The sequence below is a fragment of the Streptomyces sp. NPDC012508 genome, from assembly GCF_042902595.1.
Classification (GTDB): domain Bacteria; phylum Actinomycetota; class Actinomycetes; order Streptomycetales; family Streptomycetaceae; genus Streptomyces.
In genome coordinates this window covers 179,880-197,479 of record NZ_JBIBEO010000006.1, presented here as the reverse complement: position 1 = coordinate 197,479, position 17,600 = coordinate 179,880, and the positions used below count along the sequence as shown (strand labels likewise).

The window sequence follows — 17,600 nt, the reverse complement described above, 5'->3', positions numbered from 1 at the left end:
CTCAGCGCACGCCGGGAGCGGCGGCGGCGATGAACCGGTCGAGCGTCGCCTTCGCCTCCTGTGAGCGGTTGGCGCGGTCCTCCTCGCCGGTCGCCTCGTGCATGCAGTTGGTCATCTCGAAGGCGGCTTCGGCAAGTTGGCGGGTATCCGCGTCGTCGCAGACCAGCTGGACGCGGAAGAGGGCCTGGCGGGTGGCGGTGCGCTGACGGTACGAGGCGTAGCGCGACGCCTCCGCCTGCTCCGAGTCCGGGTCCTGCAGCGCACGGAACCAGCGGTCGTTCTGGCTGCGCCGGTAGTCGACGACCGCGCCCGCGAAGGCGCTGTAGGCCGCGATCCGTTCCTGCCGCAGCTGCTCGTCGCGGGCCAGCACCGCCGTACGCTCCGCGGCCCGGCTCTGGAACCAGTGCGTGGCGATCACACCCAGCAGGGTTCCCGCCACGGCGATCAGTGCCGTATCCATGACCCGGTCGCTCCTCCGCGCACTCAAGTGGCCGCAATAATCGTTCGATTCCCCGTGCCGGCCCCGGCTAAGGTCCGTCGTGTGGCAACGAAACTCAATCAGATCATCGCAGTGGAGAAGGGCGTCAAGTCCAGGGCGCAGCAGGACCTCACCGCGGCGCACCACGGGCTGCAGAAGCCGGCCCTGCTCGCCGGCATCTCCCGGACGTACCAGCCGAAGGACGAGGAGGGCGAGCAGCTTCCGCCCGAGTCCACGCTGGTGCAGGTGAAGGCCGAGGACGTACTGCGCGACACCGCACGGGCGTTGACGAGGCTGTTCGATGTGACCGCCACCAAGGACTGGGCCAACTGCGAGGCGCGCGCCGACATCACGGTCGACGGACGCGTCCTGGTGGGCCAGGTACCCGTCGCGTACCTCCTCTTCCTGGAGAAGCAGCTGACGGACATCCATACCTTCGTCCGCAAGCTGCCGGTCCTCGACGCGGCCGAGTCGTGGACCCAGGACCCGTCGACCGACGCGTGGAAGACCGAGGTCGTGCGGACGGTCCGGACGAAGAAGGTGCCCCGCAACCACGTCAAGGCGGAGGCGACGGACAAGCACCCGGCGCAGGTCGAGGTGTACTACGAGGACGTGCCGGTCGGTTACTGGACCACCGTCAAGTTCTCCGGCGCCCTGCCGGCCCGGCGGGTGAACGAGCTTCTGGAGCGGGTGGAGAAGCTCCAGCAGGCCGTGAAGTTCGCCCGTGAGGAGGCGAACAGCGCCGAGGTCACCGACCAGCGCGTCGGCGACGCCGTCTTCGGCTACCTCTTCGGGTAGCGGGAAGACCCCATGAACTCCCCGGCCACAGAACACGGCCGGGGTGCGCGAGGAGCGCAAAGCTGAAACTGAAGCTTGTCGTGAATCCGCGGTTCCAGTGGAGGTTCGAGTCCTCCTCCCGGCACTCTCACCTTCCGAGCCGGGATAGCCCAACCAGGCAGAGGCAGACCGCGATCAATCTCAGACTCTTGCTCCAGACTCAGCATTCGCCGCTCATCGCCGGATCGACCGGGCCCGGGCCCTGGTGCGTCGAAATGCCAGTTCGAATCTGGTCCGCCGAGCTCGATCGGCGGTGGTCCAACGGCAGGACGCGACGCCATGACGACTGACCCGGGTCCTCAAGTGTGCCGGCGTGTGATGTGAGTGGCATCGAACAGGGTCCGGGGGCAGGCTACGCCCTCGGACCCGCTCCTTTTCCGGCCTCGACGCGCCCGTCGTATGGGCGCGGCCTCGACGCCCTACGTCGTACGGGACTTCGCCGGGACGCACAGCCAGGCGAGGACGGCGGCGGTCAGGTAGGCGAGCGCACCCACCGCCATGCTGACGCGCAGCCCGGCCCCTCCGTCGGGGGCGGTGACGAGCAGGCTGCCACCGAGCGCGACCCCGGTGGCGCTCCCGATCTGCCGGGTGGTGTTGAACAGGGCGGACGCGGTCCCCGAGTACGCCGAGGGCGCGGCGCCCATCACGGTGGCGGTCGAGCCGGTGAGGGCGAAGGAGGTACCGAACCCCGCGGCCATCATCGGGGCCACCAGCAGGGCGTATGCGGGGTCGGGCCCGGCCGCGGCCCAGCCGGCCAGCCCCAGGGCGGCCAGGAGCATGCCGGAGATCACCAGCGGACGGTCGCCGGTGCGGCGGGCCAGCCGTCCGGACAGGACGGACGCGAACATGGTCATCGCCACCGCCGGGAACAGCGCGAGACCCGTTTCGAGGGCGCTGTAGCCGCGATGCTGCTGGAACTCCAGGCTGGCGGTGAACACCATGCCGTAGAAACCGAAGTTGAACAGCAGCCCGATGACGGCTCCGCCGCCCATGGCGCGAGTCCGGAGCAGGTCCAGGGGGAGAGCCGGGGCCCGGGCCAGCCGCTCGCGCACCGCGAACGCCACCGCCGACAGCACGGCCAGGGCCAGTCCGCCCAGGACGACCGGATCGGACCAGCCCCGCCGTCCGGCCTCGTTCAGCGCCCCCGTCAGCAGTGCCACCCCCGCGACGACCGCGACCTGAGCCGGCCAGTCCAGCGCCCGGCCGGGGCGCCGCGGCGAGCGTTCCACGTGGCGCAGTGTCAGCACCAGACAGGCCGCGCCCACCGGCAGGTTGATGAGGAACACCCAGCGCCAGCCCACGGTCGAGACGAGCAGCCCGCCCAGGAGCGGTCCGGCGGAGGCGGCGATGCCCGCCATCGAACCCCACAGCCCGAAGGCCCGTGACCGGGCGGCCGGCGCCGGGTAGGCCTGCTGGAGCAGGGCCAGGGAACCGGGCACGATCAGTGCCGCGCCGAGCCCTTCCACCAGTCGGGCCGTCACGAGGAACGGGGTGCTGGGCGCGAGCGCGCACGCGGCCGAGGACACGATGAAGACGGCGACGCCCGCGCAGAAGACCCGGCGGTTGCCGAGACGGTCGCCCAGCGCGCCACCGGTCAGCAGGAACCCGGCGAAGACCAGCGTGTACCCGTCGGTGATCCACTGGATACCGGTGAGCGAGGCCGACAGCTCCCGGCCGATCACGGGAACGGCGACGTTGAGGATCGTCACGTCCAGGATCACCATGAAGTACCCGGCGCACACCGCGAGCAGCGGCGCCCAGGACCGTCGCTCAGGCTCCGGTGGTGGCTCGGGGGAGGGCGTGGAACCGTCACCGCCGGAGGACTTCCCGAACTCCACGGCCCCAACTCCCATCCGTCCGCGGAGGCCCACGTCACGAGCCAGCGTAGGGGCCGGGCGGCCCTACTGCCGGTAGCCGCTCAGGAAGCGTCCGATGCGGCTGATCGCCGCGTCCAGGTCGTCGGCGTACGGCAGCGTCAGAATCCGGAAGTGGTCCGGTCGCGGCCAGTTGAAGCCGGTGCCCTGGACCACCTGGATCTTCTCGCGCAGCAGCAGGTCGAGGACGAACTTCTCGTCGTCGTGGATCTTGTGCACCTTCGGGTCGAGGCGCGGGAAGGCGTAGAGGGCGCCCTTCGGCTTCACGCAGGAGACTCCGGGGATCTCGTTGAGCTTCTCCCAGGCCTTGTCGCGCTGCTCGTGGAGCCTGCCACCCGGGGCGGTGAGCTCGTGGATCGACTGCCGGCCGCCGAGCGCGGCCTGAATGGCGTACTGGGCGGGCGCGTTCGGGCACAGCCGCATGGAGGCGAGCATGGTCAGCCCCTCCAGGTAGCTCTTCGCGTGCTGCTGCGGGCCGCTGACGACCAGCCAGCCGGAGCGGAACCCTGCCACGCGGTACGTCTTGGAGAGCCCGCCGAAGGTGAGGACGACGAGGTCCGGGGCGAGGGAGGCGGCCGGGTAGTGCACGGCCTCGTCGTAGACGATCTGGTCGTAGATCTCGTCGGCGAAGACCATCAGGCCGTGGCGGCGGGCGAGGTCGAGGATGCCCTCGACGATCTCGCGCGGATACACCGCTCCCGTGGGGTTGTTGGGGTTGATGATCACGACGGCGCGCGTACGGTCGGTGATCTTCGACGCCATGTCGTCGAGGTCCGGGTACCAGTCGGCCGACTCGTCGCAGAGGTAGTGCACGGCCTTCCCGCCCGCGAGGGTGGTCACCGCCGTCCACAGGGGGAAGTCGGGGGCGGGGATCAGTACCTCGTCGCCGTCCTCCAGGAGAGCCTGGACGGCCATGGAGACCAGTTCGGAGACGCCGTTGCCGAGGAAGACGTCGTCGACGTCGACCTCCGGCAGGCCCATGGCCTGGTAGCGCTGGGCGACGGCGCGCCGGGCGGAGAGGATGCCACGGGAGTCCGTGTAGCCGTGCGCCTTCGGGAGCATCCGGATCATGTCCTGGACGATCTCCTCGGGCGCCTCGAAGCCGAAGAGCGCGGGGTTGCCGGTGTTGAGGCGCAGGACGCTGTGGCCCGCCTCCTCCAGGGCGTTGGCGTGCTCGATGACCGGGCCGCGAATCTCGTAGCAGACCTCGCTCAGCTTGCTCGACTGCCGGAACTCCATGCGACGACCTCCCCAGAAGTTTTGATGCTTGGTTTTACCAAGTTCGAGCTTGGAAAGTCCAACAACTTGTCTAGACTGCGTCGCATGCCACGTCAGTCACGCCAGCCGCGCCGCCGGAGCTACGACCAGTACTGCGCCTCCGCGCGCGCCCTCGACGTCGTCGGTGACCGCTGGACGCTGCTGATCGTCCGTGAACTCCTCGCCGGACCGCGCCGCTACACCGATCTGCACGCCGATCTCCCGGGCGTCAGCACGGACATGCTGGCGGGCCGCCTGAAGGACATGGAGGGCGCCGAACTCGTCACGCGCCGCCGCCTGCCGCCACCCGTTTCGGCGTACGTGTACGAGCTCACCCCCCGCGGACGCGAGCTCCTCCCGGTCCTTCGGGCTCTGGCGGAGTGGGGCGCGCCGGTCCTGGACGAACCTCGCCCCACCGACGCCGTACGCGCCCACTGGTTCGCGATCCCGCTGCTCCGCGCCCTGGAGGGCGTGGTGACGGGCGTGGTGCAAGTGACCCTGGACGAGGGCGTGTTCCATGTACGGGTCGGGGGCGCCGGGGCCGCCTCGTACGCCGACGGGCCGGCCGAGGCCCCGGACGTGCACCTGCGGACGGACACCGCGACCTGCCGGGCTCTGTCCAGCGGGGAGCTGACGCTCGCGGAGGCGGTCGCGGCGGGGCGCGCGTGGCTGGACGAGACCGTACGGACTGGCTGAGATCGTTCGGCCGTCCGGACCGCCTCCACCGGGTTACCGTATGGCCGTCCCGGCGGTCGACGGTCGTGAATCACGCGACCGCGCCCGGGAGTTGGAGGGGGTTCCATGAGGCTGGGCATATTCAGGGCGCGGCGGTTGCAGCTGAGGCAGGGTCAGGGGCTGCCCCCGGGGCTGCGGCTGCGCAAGAGCCTGGTCGTCGCGGGCACGGTCGCCGCCGTGGCGGTCGTCCCGTCCGCCGCGCTCGCCACGCCGGGCACCGGCGTGAGCGGCACCGTGCTCGCGAAGGGCACCTCCCACGGCAGGCTGAAGATCAAGGCGCCCAAGGGCGACACCGACGTCACCGTCCGCACCGTCACCATCGCGCCCGGCGGCTCCACCGGATGGCACCACCACCCCGGCCAGCTCATCGCCGTCGTCCAGTCCGGCACACTGACCCGCACCCTCGACGACTGCTCGGTCGAGGCGACCTCCGCGGGCGAGGCGTTCATCGAGCCCGCGGGCCGCAAGCACGTGCACATCGGGCGCAACCTCGGCACCGAGCCCGTCGTCCTCTACGTCACCTACCTGCTGCCCGAGGGCGCCCCGCTCTCCGTCGACGAGCCCGAGCCGGAGTGCGCGCGGGGCTGACGCCCCTCCGGCGAACCGTCACGCGGGTGTGGCAAGGTCACGTCCGTGCGATTCGAAGCGATCACCTGGGAGCGGCTCTCGGAGGCCCTGGCCGCACACGTCGACGGCGCGGCCCCCGGTGACGGGAGCGCGTGGCTCAAGGTCGCCGTCGACGGCGCGCCCGCGGCGCCGACCGGGGAGACCGCCGAGCGGATCGCGGAGGCCCTGCGGCTGCGCGGCCGGTCCGTGCTCGCCGTCGGCACCGGAGGGTTCCTGCGGCCCGCGTCGCTCCGGTACGAATACGGGAAACGGGACCCCGACTCGTACTACAGCGGCTGGTTCGACACCGGCGCGCTGTGGCGCGAGGTGTTCGGGCCCCTGGAGGCGGGCGGCGGCGGGCGCGTCCTGCCCGACCTGTGGGACCCCGTCACCGACCGCGCCACCCGCAGCCCCTACGTGGAGCTGCCGCCCGGCGGAGTGCTCGTGGTGCACGGGCCGTTCCTCCTCGGGCACTGGTTCCCCTTCGACACGACCGTGCATCTGAGGCTCTCGCCCGGAGCCCTCGCCCGCCGCAGCGAGGAGCCCTGGACCCTGCCCGCCTTCGAGCGGTACGAGAACGAGGTCGGGCCGTCCGAGGCCGCCGACGTGGTCGTCCGCGCCGACGACCCGCGCCACCCGGCCTGGACGGGTCTCCCAGGCCAGGACGTGCCCTAGGGCTCGGCGGCCGCCCGCCCACCGCTCACCGCGCCGTCGGCGGCCTGGCCCTCACCGCGTCGTCGGCGGCCGCCCGCCCACCACGGTCACCGCCTCCGCGCCGGCCCGGCAGCCCGCCGCTGCCGCTTCCCGCGTGTCCGCGCCCGCGAGCAGAGCCGCCAGGAACGCCCCGGCGAACGCGTCACCCGCGCCCGTGGAGTCCACCGGCGCCACCTCCGGAGCCGCGACCCGGCTCGTGACCGCACCCGCCTCGGCGACCAGAGCGCCTTTGGCGCCCAGGGTGACCGCGACGAGCGGGAACGCCCGGCTCAGGGTCGTGGCCGCCTCCTCCGGCTCGGCGCACCCCGTGAGCAGCAGGGCCTCGTCGGCGTTCGGGAACAGCACCTCCACGCCCCGCACGGCCTCGAGGAACCTCTCCACACCCAGCTGCTTCAGGAACCCCACGGACGCCGGATCCACGCTCACCGGTATCCGCGCCTCCCGCGCGCCGCCCATCGCTCTCAGCGCGGCGGCACGGCTCGGCTCGGCGAAGAAGAGGTACCCCGACAGATGGAGACGAGCCATCCCGTCGAGGAACGCGTCGGACCAGTCGGCAGGGGAGATGCGCAGCGCCGCGCCGCTGTCGGTCAGGAACGTGCGCTCGGCGCTCGCGTCGACCAGGGATATCACCGTCGCCGGGCCGGCCTCGCTGTCCGGTACGAGCATCGGCCGTACGCCCGCCCGGCGGAGCGCCCGGTCGTGCCACTCGGCGTCGTCCGTGCCGACCCTGCCGAGCAGTGACACCGGCGCGCCTCCCGAACGCGCCGCCCAGCAGGCCGCATTGGCGCCGGCACCGCCCGGCAGTCGCCGGATCTCGGCGGCCGTGTCGGTCGCCGGCATGAGCGGCGTCCTGTGCCGGGCGACGATGTCGGTGACCACGTCGCCGACGACCAGAAGACCGCTCATGCGCCGAAGCCGGCGTACGCGGAGGCGATGCTTGCCCCGAGCCGTACGTTCCCGCGCACCGCCGCCAGGTTCGCCTCCAGGGACGCCCCGTCCGTGTGCACCATCAGATACTCCAGCAGGAACGGCGTCACGGCCTGCCCCACGATCCGCTTCTCCTTCACCGCCGCGAGGCCCTGGGCGAGGACCCGGTCGTGCAGCCCGGGATCCAACTGCTCGTCCTCCGGCACCGGATTGGCGACGATCACCGCGCCACGCGGCTCGCCCAGCGAGTCCTGGGCCCGTATCACGCCCGCCACCTCCTCGGGGGTGCGCAGCGTCCAGTCGACCGGCTCCCCGGAGGAGGCCAGATAGAACCCCGGGAAGTGCTCCGTGCCGTACCCCACCACCGTCACGCCCAGGGTCTCGAGCCGCTGCAGCGTCGCGGGGACGTCGAGGATCGACTTGACTCCCGCGCACACCACCGTGACACCGACCCGGGAGAGCAGCCGCAGGTCCGCCGACTCGTCCTGGGTCTCGGTCCACTCCCGGTGCACCCCGCCGAGCCCGCCGGTCGCGAAGACCCGGATGCCGGCGGCGTCCGCGAGCCACGCCGTCGCGGAGACGGTCGTCGCCCCCGTCGCCCCGGTCGCGAGCGCCGGCGCCAGGTCACGGTGGCCCAGCTTCCGTACGGCCGGGTCTTCCGCGATGCGCGTCAACCCGCTTTCGTCGAGCCCGACATGAGCCACCCCGTCGATGACGGCGATCGTCGCGGGCACGGCGCCCCCGGCCCGGACCAGAGCCTCCAGCTCTCCGGCCACGGCCAGGTTGCGCGGGCGCGGCAGGCCGTGAGCGATGATCGTGGACTCCAGCGCGACGACGGGCCGGCCCTCGTGGAGCGCCTCCCGCACCTCTTCGTACACCTGTGTGGACATGTCCCATTTCTGGCGCACCCACGCCCCACTCAAACCTCGGTGGCGAGCTTCAGCCACACCGCGGCAGGGCGGGCAGCCGCACCGCGTCGACCACCTGGATCACCGGCCGGGAGCCGTCGGCCTTGGCGTTGCCCAGGCTGTACGCGACCGCCAGCGCGCCGCCCCTGGCCTGCGCGTAGCCGTAGGCGGGAGTGATCCGAGCGTACGAACCCGAGCCGAGGTCCAGGGCGTACGACGTCTCCGGTGTGCGCCAGGTGACCAGTCGGCCGCTGATCCGCAGCTGGTCCATGCCGTCGACGGCCGGGGACCTTGTCACGGCCGCCGTGGGCCGCGCGTCGCCGGTGCGCCACACCATCAGGCGCGGCTCGGTTTCGCCCTCCACCCAGGCCCATGTGCCACCGGACCCGTTCTCTCCGTCCGGTCCGCTCCCTCCGTGCGTTCCGCCGTCGGCGACCACCGAGCGGATGTCCCGGAGCGCGGCCAGGGGGCCCGGCAGCTCGGCCGGCCGCCCGTCCACGAGCGAGACGGCTGCCAGTCGGGTGCCGGAGCCCGTGGACTCGCGCCACACCAGCAACCCGCCCGCCGCGAAGGGGGCGTCGACGACGCCCGTGTGCAGGGCGCGGGGGGTGCCGCCCGCGGCCGCGGCCGCGTACACCGTGGCCTTGCCGTCGCCGACCCCCTGCGCCCAGTGGACCGTGCCGTCGCGGACGACGGGCTGGGGCAGGGGGCCCGGCCGGTCGGCCCGGGCGAGGCGCCGGGACGAGCCCGTCTCGGCGTCCCACACGTACAGACTCCACGGGCTGTCCAGCGTCCGGCCTTCCAGGACGGCGAACGCGGCCCACCGGCGGCCGTCGAAGTCGGCCGCGAGCAGTTGGTGCTCGACCGGGTCGGCGAGCGCGAGCAGGGTGCGCGGCGCATCGCCGCCGTCCACCAGCGCCGCCCGCCTGCGGTCGCCGCCGCTGAGCTGGACGGCTGTCCAGCCGGGGCCGGTGTCGGTGAGCACCGCCCGCTCGCCTGCCGGTGCCCGCAGCTCGCCCGCGGCGAGCGCGGAGCGCCAGGCCGCGGGAAGCTTCACCTCGCACGCGGCGGCGAGCGCGGTCGGTCGGGGCGCGGGGGCGGTCGACTCGCGCGGGGCCGGCTCCGGGCCGCTGTGCCGCGCCGACGAGCATCCCGCGACCAGGATGCCCGCCAGCAGCACGGTCAGCGCCGCCCGGGCGCCGACCGGGGAGAGGGTCCTACCAGACGTAACCACGGCCGCCCATGATGGTGGTGATGGTGTCGGACGAGATGTGCGCCGACTTGGGTACGGCGCCCGCCCACGAGATCACGCTCGTGCTCACCCCGCCCACGGGATCGAGGTAGTTGACCTGCCCGGCGGCGTTGTCCGTGTTGTAGCCGTCGATCGCGACCCAGTGGAATATCTCCACGTTGGGGTGGCCGACGAGGTGGGGGCCGCCCGGCACCTCCCAGGCGTTGCCCGCTATCGCGTAGTCGGCGTCGGTGTTGTGGGTGATGTGCTGCTTGAAGTTCGCCTTGTCGGTGGCGGAGGGGGTGTACGGCAGCGCACGGGGCACGTAACCGGCGCCGGGAAGGCGGTAGTTCAGCGCGTCGGCCATCGGGTAGCCCGTAGGGCTGGGGACGTTGATGTTGATGCCGTACCAGGCGGTCCCGCTGGTGGTCGTCTTGAGGAGGTTCGCCGCGTCCTGCTGGGAGCGGCCGGCGACCTCGTCGGCCGCGGACTGGGTGATCACGAGAGTGGCCGGGCCGCACCAGTACGAGGTCTTCTGGGACTGGTGGACGCCGCCGGAGAGCTTGTAGCCGGCGAGCGCCGCCTGGGTGCGGATCCCGTCGTACGCCCGGGTCGCCGCCGCCTGCTTGGCGTCGCTCAGTCTCTGCTGGGCCGGGGTCAGCCGCTGCGGACCGAGGGTGTCGTACGCCGCCTTGTAGGAGGCGCCGGGGGCTATCGGCTCACGGGCCGCGGGCTCGGAGGCGGCCTGCGCCGTGGGCGCGGCCGCGAGGACCGCGAGCAGCGCGGCGGCGGTCAGGACGGTGGCGGTGCGGGGGGCCTTGCGAGGAACGAAGGACGACGCGGGCATCGCACTCTCCTGTCGGAGGTGGGGGAGGAGGTCACGGAGCGAGTTTGACGCGCACACGCCAGGCTTGACAGGGGGCTCGGGGGATTCCGTCCGACCAACATTGGGCGCACCAAAGGCGCCTGCGGTGACCAGCGGGAACATCGGTCCACCGGCAGTCCTGCCGGCCCTGTTTTCCGGCCGTGCGGCGCCGAGACGCCGGCCTCGGCTGCGTGCGCGTATGAGCGGTTCCGCCCCCGAGGGAGCCGAAGTGTTCATCTGCCACTTCTACGACGCCCTCGGGCCCGGCAACGACCGGACGTACGCCGATTGGCCGCGTCGACCACTCCTTCGGAATCGGTGGCGGACCGCGGACCGCTGCCCGCCGGGTACGGCGAAACTCTCCTCCAGGGCCTGTCCCGTGCTGCCCCCGGGCGTACTTCGGATTTCGTCGCGGCCTCGCAGCCGGCGAAGTCGGCTGGTCAGGGGCGAAGCGGAGGGGATTCTTCCAGCCGGTCCTGGCCGTGAGACGGCCCGGAGCCCCCGCTACAGTCACCGGCCATGACGACTCATGACCAGCCCTCGTTCGCCGTCCACATCCCCGACGCGGAGCTCGAGCCCGAGCCGCTCGACCCCGCCCAGATCGTCTCGGGAACGCCCGAGGTGACCGGCAAGGTCCTGTGGGAGTCCGCCGACGGCAAGCAGGTGCGCGGCATCTGGCAGATCACTCCCGGAGTGGTCACCGACACCGAGGCCGACGAGCTCTTCGTGGTCGTCAGCGGACGGGCCACCGTCGCCGTCGAGGGCGGTGCCACGCTGGAGATCGGACCCGGTGACGCGTGCGTGCTGCGCGAGGGGGACCGGACCACGTGGACGGTCCACGAGACGCTGCGCAAGGCGTACCACATCAGCCTCTGAGTGCCGGTGGGGGAGCGGGAGCCGAGAGCCGGGCCGGGCGTGGCGTGCGGTGGGACGCGCTCGGCTCGCTGCCGAGCCCGCGGCCTCGGAGCTCGCCGCCAGGCCCGCGGCCTCGGTGCTTCGGCGCTCCTCAGGCCCGCGGCCTCGGTGCTTCGGCGCCCCTCAGGCCCACGGCCTCGGGCTTCGGGGCCCTCTCAGGCCCGCCGCAGCACTCCGCGTACCGCCAGTGCCGCCATCGGCAGCAGCAGACACGCGCCCACCAGGTTCAGCCAGCCGTAGCCCGCGCGGGCCACGATCAGTCCGGCCATCAGACCGCCCAGGCCCGCCGCGGTGTTCATGACGAAGTCCGACAGGCCCTGTGCCGCCGCCCTGGCTGCCTGCGGAACGGAGTCCGTGAGCAGGGCGGAGCCCGAAACCAGACCCGCCGACCAGCCCAGGCCGAGGACGAACAGGCCCGCCGCGGTCTGCCCATGGCTGGGACCGGCCGTGCCCGCGAGCAGCGCCGCCGTGGAGAGGAGCCCGACCGCGAGGCCGATGACGGAGAGCCGGCCCATGCGGTCCGACAGCCAGCCCATGACCGGGGAGAAGGCGTACATGCCGGCGATGTGCCCGCTGATCACGAGGCCGATCAGCTCGATCCCGGCACCGTGATGGCTCAGCGCCACCGGGGTCATCGACATGATCGAGACCATCGCGGTGTGCGAAACGGTCACGGTGACCAGCGCGAGGCGGGCCCCCGGGGACTTCCGTACGGCCCGTACGCCCGCCCTGAGCGAGCGCCCCTCGGCTCCCTGGCTCTCTTCCGGACCGGCCAGGGCGCGCGCCGTGAGCAGGGGGTCGGGGCGGAGCAGCAGCGCGACCACGAGCGCGGCGATCAGGAACGCGCCGGCCGCCCAGACGAAGGGCCCTGCCGTCGCCGGGATGCCGAGTCCGGCGACGCTCTTCCCGGCCGGCGCGGCGATGTTGGGGCCGAGGACGGCGCCGATCGTGGTGGCCCAGACGACGGTGGAGATGGCCCGGCCCCGGTGATGCGGTTCGACCAGGTCGGCCGCCGCGAACCGGGCCGCGAGGTTCGCCGAGGAGGCGGCGCCGAACCCGACCAGGCCCACGAGGAGCAGGGGGAAGCTGTTCACGACCGCCCCGAGGACGGCGACTCCGGCGCCCAGTGCCCCGATCAGGTACGCCAGGACGAGTCCGGGCCGCCGCCCGCGCGAGCCCATCAGCGCGGCCAGGGGCATGGCGAGCAGCGCCGGGCCGGCCACCGTGGCCGTCGAGGCGAGGCCCGACAGGGCTTCCGTGCCGCTGACGTCCTTGGCCAGGACGGCGGCGAGCGCGATGCCGGTGGCGATACCGAGTCCGCCGAGGATCTGCGTCGCGATCAGCACGGCCTGGATGCGTCGGCGGAGCGCCGGAGGCGCGGAAGCCGCGGCAGCGGCGGGTATCTCCGCCGGACGTGCGGAGTCAGGGGCGTCAGGGGCGTTGGTCACTGACGTGAGTGTGCCAGCCATCCCCGCCCCTGAGAACGCCACCCGCACAACCCGCGTACGAGCACCTCGGGGACATCGGCCCCGCGCGCCCCTCAGCCTCAGTATCAGCCTCAGCCTCCGCCTCGGTCTCGGTCCGCGCGTCCGCCTCAGAAGAGCGGCTGCGGCAGCACGCCCTCCAGGGCCAGCAGCGTGCGCTTCGTCTCCAGACCGCCCCCGAAGCCGCCGATCCCGCCGTCGCTCTCCACCACCCGATGGCACGGCACCACCACAGGCAGTGGATTGGCGCCCATCGCCGCCCCGACGGCCTGCGCGGCGCCCGGCTGCCCGACCCGTTTCGCCAGATCCCCGTACCCGACGACCGTCCCGAACGGCACGCCCTCCGCCAGCTCGCGCAGCACCTGGCGGTTGAAGCCCGTCGTCAGCGTCCAGTCCAGGGCCAGGTCGAACGCGCGACGCCCACCCTCGAAGTACTCCGCGAGCTGCCGTACCGGCTCGGCGAGCCGACCCGAGACGCTCTCCACCGGCTCCGCGCCGAGCTGCCCCGCCAGCCGCTCGAGCGCCGCCTCCCGGACCGTCTCGTCGGCGTGGAAGACCACGCTCACCAGACCGCGATCGGTCGCCGCGAGCATCAGCGGACCGATCTCGCTCGGCACGACCGCCCATTCCACCGTGGTGTCCATGACGATCACGGTACGACCGACCACTGACATCACGGTCGTCACGGCCGGGTCTCGTCTCGGTCTCGCCGCCGACAATTCCCGGACCTCATGGTCGTACGGCCCTCCGCGCGCCATAATCTCGCCCCGTAGTACTACTCAGCGGTACCGACTGTTTTCGGACGACGTGGCATCACGGCTGGAGGACAGACGCTCATGCAGGGCACGGTCGACGGATTCAGCTACGGCCTCGTCACCCCGGTCGCCGCCTACCTCATGGCCTGCCTCGGCGGCGCCCTGGGCCTGCGCTGCACCACGAGATCCCTGCGCCACCGCGACACCTTCAAAGCGGGCTGGCTCGCCCTCGGAGCGACGGCGATAGGCACGGGCATCTGGACGATGCACTTCATCGGGATGATGGGCTTCTCCGTCCGCCAGGCGCCCATCAGCTACGACCGTCCCATCACCTTCGCCAGCCTGGGCGTCGCGATCCTGATGGTCGGTATCGGCATCTTCATCGTCGGCTACCGCGGAGCCACCCCGCTCACCCTCGTCACCGGCGGCACCATCACCGGTCTCGGCGTCGCCACCATGCACTACCTCGGCATGGCGGGCATGCGGCTCCAGGGGACCATCGACTACGACACCCTCACCGTCGCCCTCTCCGTCGTGATCGCCGTCGTCGCGGCCACCACCTCCCTCTGGGCGGCTGTATCGGTGCATGGATTTCTGGCCAGCCTCGGTGCCAGCCTGGTGATGGGCCTCGCCGTCAGTGGTATGCACTACACCGCCATGGCGGCCGTCAACGTCCATGTGCACGACGCCGCCACCGTCACGGGCGGCGGCGACTCCGCCACCTCGCTCCTGCTGCCGATGCTGGTCGGCCCGGCCGTCTTCCTGCTGCTCGCCGCGGTCGTCGTCATGTTCGACCCGCTGCTGGTGATGGGCGACCCGGACTGGCAGCGGCCCTCCGCCCGCGGCCCCCACCGCCCCGGACTGCCGGCGCAGCGCCGCGCCCCCGCCTACGGCGAGCCCGCGAACTGGTCGGCCGGGCAGCCCGCCGGCCGCGGAGGCAGGGGCGGCCGAGGGGGCCGTGCGGACCGTGAGAGCCGCGGCCGTGCCAAGAGCGCGGGACGGGGCGCCCACCGCTCCCAGGAGTGGTGAGAAGCCGCCCCGCGAGCAGGCCGTGAGCCGTTCCCCGCCCGACTGTCAGTGGGGGGTCGTACCGTGGTTCCATGCGGCCCGTTTCCCAGATCGAACGTACGGTGGCGCCCTTCGAGGTCGTCAGTCCCTACCAGCCCAGCGGCGACCAGCCGGCGGCCATCGCCGAACTCGACCGGCGCATCCGCGCGGGCGAGAAGGACGTCGTCCTCCTCGGCGCGACCGGCACCGGAAAGTCCGCGACCACCGCGTGGATGATCGAGAAGCTGCAGCGCCCCACCCTGGTGATGGCGCCGAACAAGACGCTGGCCGCCCAGCTGGCCAACGAGTTCCGCGAGCTCCTGCCGAACAACGCGGTCGAGTACTTCGTCTCGTACTACGACTACTACCAGCCCGAGGCGTACGTCCCGCAGTCGGACACCTACATCGAGAAGGACTCCTCGATCAACGAGGAGGTCGAGCGGCTCCGCCACTCCGCGACGAACTCCCTGCTCACCCGCCGTGACGTCGTCGTGGTCGCCTCCGTCTCCTGCATCTACGGTCTCGGCACCCCCCAGGAGTACGTGGACCGGATGGTCCCGCTCAAGGTCGGCGAGGAGATCGACCGCGACCAGCTGCTGCGCCGCTTCGTCGACATCCAGTACACACGCAACGACCTGGCGTTCACGCGGGGCACCTTCCGCGTCCGCGGCGACACCATCGAGATCTTCCCGGTCTACGAGGAGCTCGCCGTCCGCATCGAGATGTTCGGCGACGAGATCGAGGCGCTCTCCACGCTCCACCCGCTCACCGGCGAGGTCATCAGCGAGGACCGCGAGCTGTACGTCTTCCCCGCCAGCCACTACGTGGCGGGCCCCGAGCGCATGGAGAAGGCGGTCAACGGCATCGAGCGCGAGCTCGAGAGCCGGCTCGCCGAGCTGGAGAAGCAGGGCAAGATGCTGGAGTCCCAGCGCCTGCGCATGCGCACCACGTACGACATCGAGATGATGCGCCAGATCGGCTCCTGCTCCGGCATCGAGAACTATTCGATGCACTTCGACGACCGCGAGCCCGGCTCCGCGCCCAACACGCTCCTCGACTACTTCCCCGAGGACTTCCTGCTCGTCATCGACGAGTCGCACGTCACCGTTCCGCAGATCGGAGCGATGTACGAGGGCGACGCCTCCCGCAAGCGGACCCTGGTCGACCACGGCTTCCGGCTGCCCTCCGCGCTCGACAACCGCCCGCTGAAGTGGGAGGAGTTCCAGGGGCGGATCGGCCAGACCGTCTACCTCTCGGCCACTCCCGGCACGTACGAGCTGTCGCGCGGCGACGGCTTCGTCGAGCAGATCATCCGCCCCACCGGCCTGGTGGACCCCGAGGTCGTCGTCAAGCCCACCGAGGGCCAGATCGACGACCTCGTCCACGAGATCCGGCTGCGGACCGAACGGGACGAGCGGGTCCTCGTCACCACGCTCACCAAGAAGATGTCCGAGGACCTCACCGACTACTTCCTGGAGCTCGGCATCCAGGTCCGCTATCTGCACAGCGACGTCGACACCCTGCGCCGTATCGAGCTGCTGCGCGAGCTGCGGGCCGGTGAGTACGACGTCCTGGTCGGCATCAACCTGCTCCGGGAGGGCCTCGACCTGCCCGAGGTGTCGCTCGTCGCCATCCTCGACGCCGACAAGCAGGGCTTCCTCCGCTCCGGCACCTCGCTGATCCAGACCATCGGCCGCGCGGCGCGCAACGTCTCCGGACAGGTCCACATGTACGCGGACACGGTCACGCCGGCCATGGAGAAGGCCATCGACGAGACCAACCGGCGCCGCGAGAAGCAGATCGCGTACAACACCGCCAACGGCATCGACCCGCAGCCGCTGCGCAAGAAGATCAACGACATCGTGGCCACCATCGCCCGCGAGGAGATCGACACCGAGCAGCTCCTCGGCACCGGGTACCGGCACGAGAAGGACGGCAAGGTCAAGGCGCCTGTCCCCGCCCTCGCCGCGCAGACGACGAAGGGCAGGGCCAAGGGGAAGGCGGGCTCCACCGTCGAGCTCGGCGACCGCCCGGCCACCGAACTGGCCGCGATCATCGAGGAGATGACGGACCGGATGCGGGCCGCCGCGGCGGAGCTGCAGTTCGAGGTGGCCGCGCGGCTGCGTGACGAAGTGGGAGAGCTGAAGAAGGAGTTGCGCCAGATGAAGGAGGCGGGACTCGCCTGACCTCTCCGGGGGCTCGGGCACCCCCGATGTGTTGCAAGACCGACACAAAACGCGACCGCGCCTGCTGCGGTGTCACTGCCCCTGCGTAGGGTGCTGGGAAACCGCACGCACAGCGGAGGCGGCCGCGGGGATCGCTCAGAGAGGGGACAGCGCGTGACGGTCAACATGACCAAGGGTCAGGCCATCAGCCTGGAGAAGCAGGGCGGAGGCAGCCTTTCGTCCGTACGGATGGGGCTCGGCTGGCAGGCGGCGCCCCGTCGCGGCCTGTTCGGTTCGCGTACGCGCGAGGTCGATCTGGACGCCTCCGCGGTGCTCTTCGCCGACAAGCAGCCGGTGGACGTGGTCTTCTTCCGCCATCTGGTCAGCGACGACGGCTCGGTCCGGCACACCGGCGACAACCTGGTGGGCGGCGCCGGGCAGGGCGGCGACGACGAGTCGATCCTCGTCGACCTCCAGCGCGTGCCGGTCCACATCGACCAGATCGTCTTCACGGTGAACTCCTTCACCGGGCAGACGTTCCAGGAGGTGCAGAACGCCTTCTGCCGGATCGTCGACGAGACCAACGGCCAGGAGCTCGCGCGCTACACCCTGGACGGCGGCGGCCAGTACACCGCGCAGATCATGGCGAAGGTGCACCGGGCGGGCTCCGGCTGGCAGATGACGGCCCTGGGCAACCCGGCCAACGGCCGGACGTTCCAGGACCTCATGCCCGCGATCCTGCCGCACCTCTAGGCGGCACGCAGGCACACCCACAGCTCCCGGAGGCAGCAGGCCACCGGGA

At 71.9% G+C, this 17,600-nt stretch carries 17 protein-coding genes and 1 pseudogene; 9 read left to right on the top strand and 9 right to left on the bottom strand.

Features of this window, described 5'->3' with window-relative positions:
• Position 1: 1 nt before the first annotated feature.
• A complete protein-coding gene (locus ACFY8U_RS21585) occupies positions 2 to 460 on the bottom strand; it encodes a hypothetical protein (RefSeq protein WP_389572476.1) in 459 nt (152 codons plus the stop codon).
• An 81-nt stretch (positions 461 to 541) separates the two neighbouring features.
• Between ACFY8U_RS21585 and ACFY8U_RS21580 the strand changes: the two genes are divergently transcribed.
• Together ACFY8U_RS21580 and ACFY8U_RS21575 are read left to right on the top strand one after the other, a co-directional pair.
• Entirely contained in the window at positions 542 to 1,276 is a 735-nt protein-coding gene (locus ACFY8U_RS21580; RefSeq protein ID WP_361432738.1) for a hypothetical protein, read from the top strand.
• 37 nt (positions 1,277 to 1,313) lie between these two features.
• Positions 1,314 to 1,400, top strand: a pseudogene (locus tag ACFY8U_RS21575).
• Positions 1,401 to 1,734: 334 nt separating this feature from the next.
• Here the strand turns inward: ACFY8U_RS21575 and ACFY8U_RS21570 are convergent.
• Together ACFY8U_RS21570 and ACFY8U_RS21565 are read right to left on the bottom strand one after the other, a co-directional pair.
• Entirely contained in the window at positions 1,735 to 3,153 is a 1,419-nt protein-coding gene (locus ACFY8U_RS21570; protein WP_389572473.1) for an MFS transporter, read from the bottom strand.
• 63 nt (positions 3,154 to 3,216) lie between these two features.
• Entirely contained in the window at positions 3,217 to 4,428 is a 1,212-nt protein-coding gene (locus ACFY8U_RS21565; RefSeq protein WP_361432736.1) for a pyridoxal phosphate-dependent aminotransferase, read from the bottom strand.
• 84 nt (positions 4,429 to 4,512) lie between these two features.
• Here ACFY8U_RS21565 and ACFY8U_RS21560 point away from each other — a divergent pair, with 84 nt between their 5' ends.
• The 3 genes from ACFY8U_RS21560 to ACFY8U_RS21550 all read left to right on the top strand — a co-directional run bounded on the left by ACFY8U_RS21560 (position 4,513) and on the right by ACFY8U_RS21550 (position 6,462).
• The gene (locus tag ACFY8U_RS21560) at positions 4,513 to 5,142 is read left to right on the top strand and encodes a winged helix-turn-helix transcriptional regulator (protein ID WP_389572470.1); all 630 of its coding nucleotides are present in this window, start codon (positions 4,513 to 4,515) and stop codon (positions 5,140 to 5,142) included.
• A gap of 105 nt (positions 5,143 to 5,247) precedes the next feature.
• Complete coding sequence (locus ACFY8U_RS21555) at positions 5,248 to 5,769, top strand: cupin domain-containing protein (RefSeq protein WP_389572467.1); 522 nt, start codon at positions 5,248 to 5,250, stop codon at positions 5,767 to 5,769.
• 45 nt (positions 5,770 to 5,814) lie between these two features.
• Positions 5,815 to 6,462, top strand: a complete 648-nt coding sequence (locus tag ACFY8U_RS21550; protein WP_389572464.1) for a uridine kinase — start codon at positions 5,815 to 5,817, stop codon at positions 6,460 to 6,462.
• 51 nt (positions 6,463 to 6,513) lie between these two features.
• Here the strand turns inward: ACFY8U_RS21550 and ACFY8U_RS21545 are convergent, their stop codons facing one another.
• The 4 genes from ACFY8U_RS21545 to ACFY8U_RS21530 are packed head-to-tail and all read right to left on the bottom strand — an operon-like array spanning position 6,514 to position 10,414.
• Positions 6,514 to 7,407: a carbohydrate kinase family protein gene (locus ACFY8U_RS21545; RefSeq protein ID WP_389572461.1), complete on the bottom strand. Its 894-nt coding sequence runs from the start codon at positions 7,405 to 7,407 to the stop codon at positions 6,514 to 6,516.
• Positions 7,404 to 8,318, bottom strand: a complete 915-nt coding sequence (locus ACFY8U_RS21540; protein ID WP_389572458.1) for a pseudouridine-5'-phosphate glycosidase — start codon at positions 8,316 to 8,318, stop codon at positions 7,404 to 7,406. Before ACFY8U_RS21540 ends, ACFY8U_RS21545 begins: the two co-directional genes overlap by 4 nt.
• 49 nt (positions 8,319 to 8,367) lie before the next feature.
• Positions 8,368 to 9,570 carry a hypothetical protein gene (locus ACFY8U_RS21535; RefSeq protein ID WP_389572455.1) on the bottom strand — a complete coding sequence of 401 codons (1,203 nt, stop codon included), beginning with the start codon at positions 9,568 to 9,570 and terminating at the stop codon, positions 8,368 to 8,370.
• On the bottom strand, positions 9,554 to 10,414 hold the full coding sequence (locus tag ACFY8U_RS21530) for a hypothetical protein (protein WP_389572453.1): 861 nt from the start codon (positions 10,412 to 10,414) through the stop codon (positions 9,554 to 9,556). Before ACFY8U_RS21530 ends, ACFY8U_RS21535 begins: the two co-directional genes overlap by 17 nt.
• A 537-nt stretch (positions 10,415 to 10,951) precedes the next feature.
• Here ACFY8U_RS21530 and ACFY8U_RS21525 point away from each other — a divergent pair.
• Positions 10,952 to 11,308 carry a cupin domain-containing protein gene (locus ACFY8U_RS21525; protein WP_352186309.1) on the top strand — a complete coding sequence of 119 codons (357 nt, stop codon included), beginning with the start codon at positions 10,952 to 10,954 and terminating at the stop codon, positions 11,306 to 11,308.
• A 194-nt stretch (positions 11,309 to 11,502) separates the two neighbouring features.
• Here the strand turns inward: ACFY8U_RS21525 and ACFY8U_RS21520 are convergent, their stop codons facing one another.
• Together ACFY8U_RS21520 and ACFY8U_RS21515 are read right to left on the bottom strand one after the other, a co-directional pair.
• Positions 11,503 to 12,795, bottom strand: a complete 1,293-nt coding sequence (locus tag ACFY8U_RS21520) for an MFS transporter (protein WP_389572450.1) — start codon at positions 12,793 to 12,795, stop codon at positions 11,503 to 11,505.
• Between the two features lie 146 nt (positions 12,796 to 12,941).
• Positions 12,942 to 13,475, bottom strand: a complete 534-nt coding sequence (locus ACFY8U_RS21515; RefSeq protein ID WP_389572447.1) for a methylated-DNA--[protein]-cysteine S-methyltransferase — start codon at positions 13,473 to 13,475, stop codon at positions 12,942 to 12,944.
• 192 nt (positions 13,476 to 13,667) lie between these two features.
• Here ACFY8U_RS21515 and ACFY8U_RS21510 point away from each other — a divergent pair, with 192 nt between their 5' ends.
• The 3 genes from ACFY8U_RS21510 to ACFY8U_RS21500 all read left to right on the top strand — a co-directional run bounded on the left by ACFY8U_RS21510 (position 13,668) and on the right by ACFY8U_RS21500 (position 17,551).
• Complete coding sequence (locus ACFY8U_RS21510) at positions 13,668 to 14,615, top strand: MHYT domain-containing protein (RefSeq protein WP_389572444.1); 948 nt, start codon at positions 13,668 to 13,670, stop codon at positions 14,613 to 14,615.
• Positions 14,616 to 14,686: 71 nt separating this feature from the next.
• Entirely contained in the window at positions 14,687 to 16,819 is a 2,133-nt protein-coding gene (gene uvrB / locus ACFY8U_RS21505; protein ID WP_389572441.1) for an excinuclease ABC subunit UvrB, read from the top strand.
• A gap of 153 nt (positions 16,820 to 16,972) precedes the next feature.
• Positions 16,973 to 17,551, top strand: a complete 579-nt coding sequence (locus ACFY8U_RS21500) for a TerD family protein (RefSeq protein WP_361432709.1) — start codon at positions 16,973 to 16,975, stop codon at positions 17,549 to 17,551.
• Positions 17,552 to 17,600 lie beyond the last annotated feature (49 nt).

What these genes read in the sequence shown, in the direction of transcription:
- ACFY8U_RS21555 (WP_389572467.1), top strand. Translation starts at nt 5,248, where the DNA reads ATGAGGCTGGGCATATTCAGGGCGCGGCGGTTGCAGCTGAGGCAGGGT.
- ACFY8U_RS21545 (WP_389572461.1), bottom strand. Translation starts at nt 7,407, where the DNA reads ATGAGCGGTCTTCTGGTCGTCGGCGACGTGGTCACCGACATCGTCGCC.
- ACFY8U_RS21565 (WP_361432736.1), bottom strand. Translation starts at nt 4,428, where the DNA reads ATGGAGTTCCGGCAGTCGAGCAAGCTGAGCGAGGTCTGCTACGAGATT.
- ACFY8U_RS21560 (WP_389572470.1), top strand. Translation starts at nt 4,513, where the DNA reads ATGCCACGTCAGTCACGCCAGCCGCGCCGCCGGAGCTACGACCAGTAC.
- ACFY8U_RS21530 (WP_389572453.1), bottom strand. Translation starts at nt 10,414, where the DNA reads ATGCCCGCGTCGTCCTTCGTTCCTCGCAAGGCCCCCCGCACCGCCACC.
- ACFY8U_RS21515 (WP_389572447.1), bottom strand. Translation starts at nt 13,475, where the DNA reads ATGGACACCACGGTGGAATGGGCGGTCGTGCCGAGCGAGATCGGTCCG.
- ACFY8U_RS21585 (WP_389572476.1), bottom strand. Translation starts at nt 460, where the DNA reads ATGGATACGGCACTGATCGCCGTGGCGGGAACCCTGCTGGGTGTGATC.
- ACFY8U_RS21510 (WP_389572444.1), top strand. Translation starts at nt 13,668, where the DNA reads ATGCAGGGCACGGTCGACGGATTCAGCTACGGCCTCGTCACCCCGGTC.
- uvrB (WP_389572441.1), top strand. Translation starts at nt 14,687, where the DNA reads ATGCGGCCCGTTTCCCAGATCGAACGTACGGTGGCGCCCTTCGAGGTC.
- ACFY8U_RS21525 (WP_352186309.1), top strand. Translation starts at nt 10,952, where the DNA reads ATGACGACTCATGACCAGCCCTCGTTCGCCGTCCACATCCCCGACGCG.
- ACFY8U_RS21540 (WP_389572458.1), bottom strand. Translation starts at nt 8,318, where the DNA reads ATGTCCACACAGGTGTACGAAGAGGTGCGGGAGGCGCTCCACGAGGGC.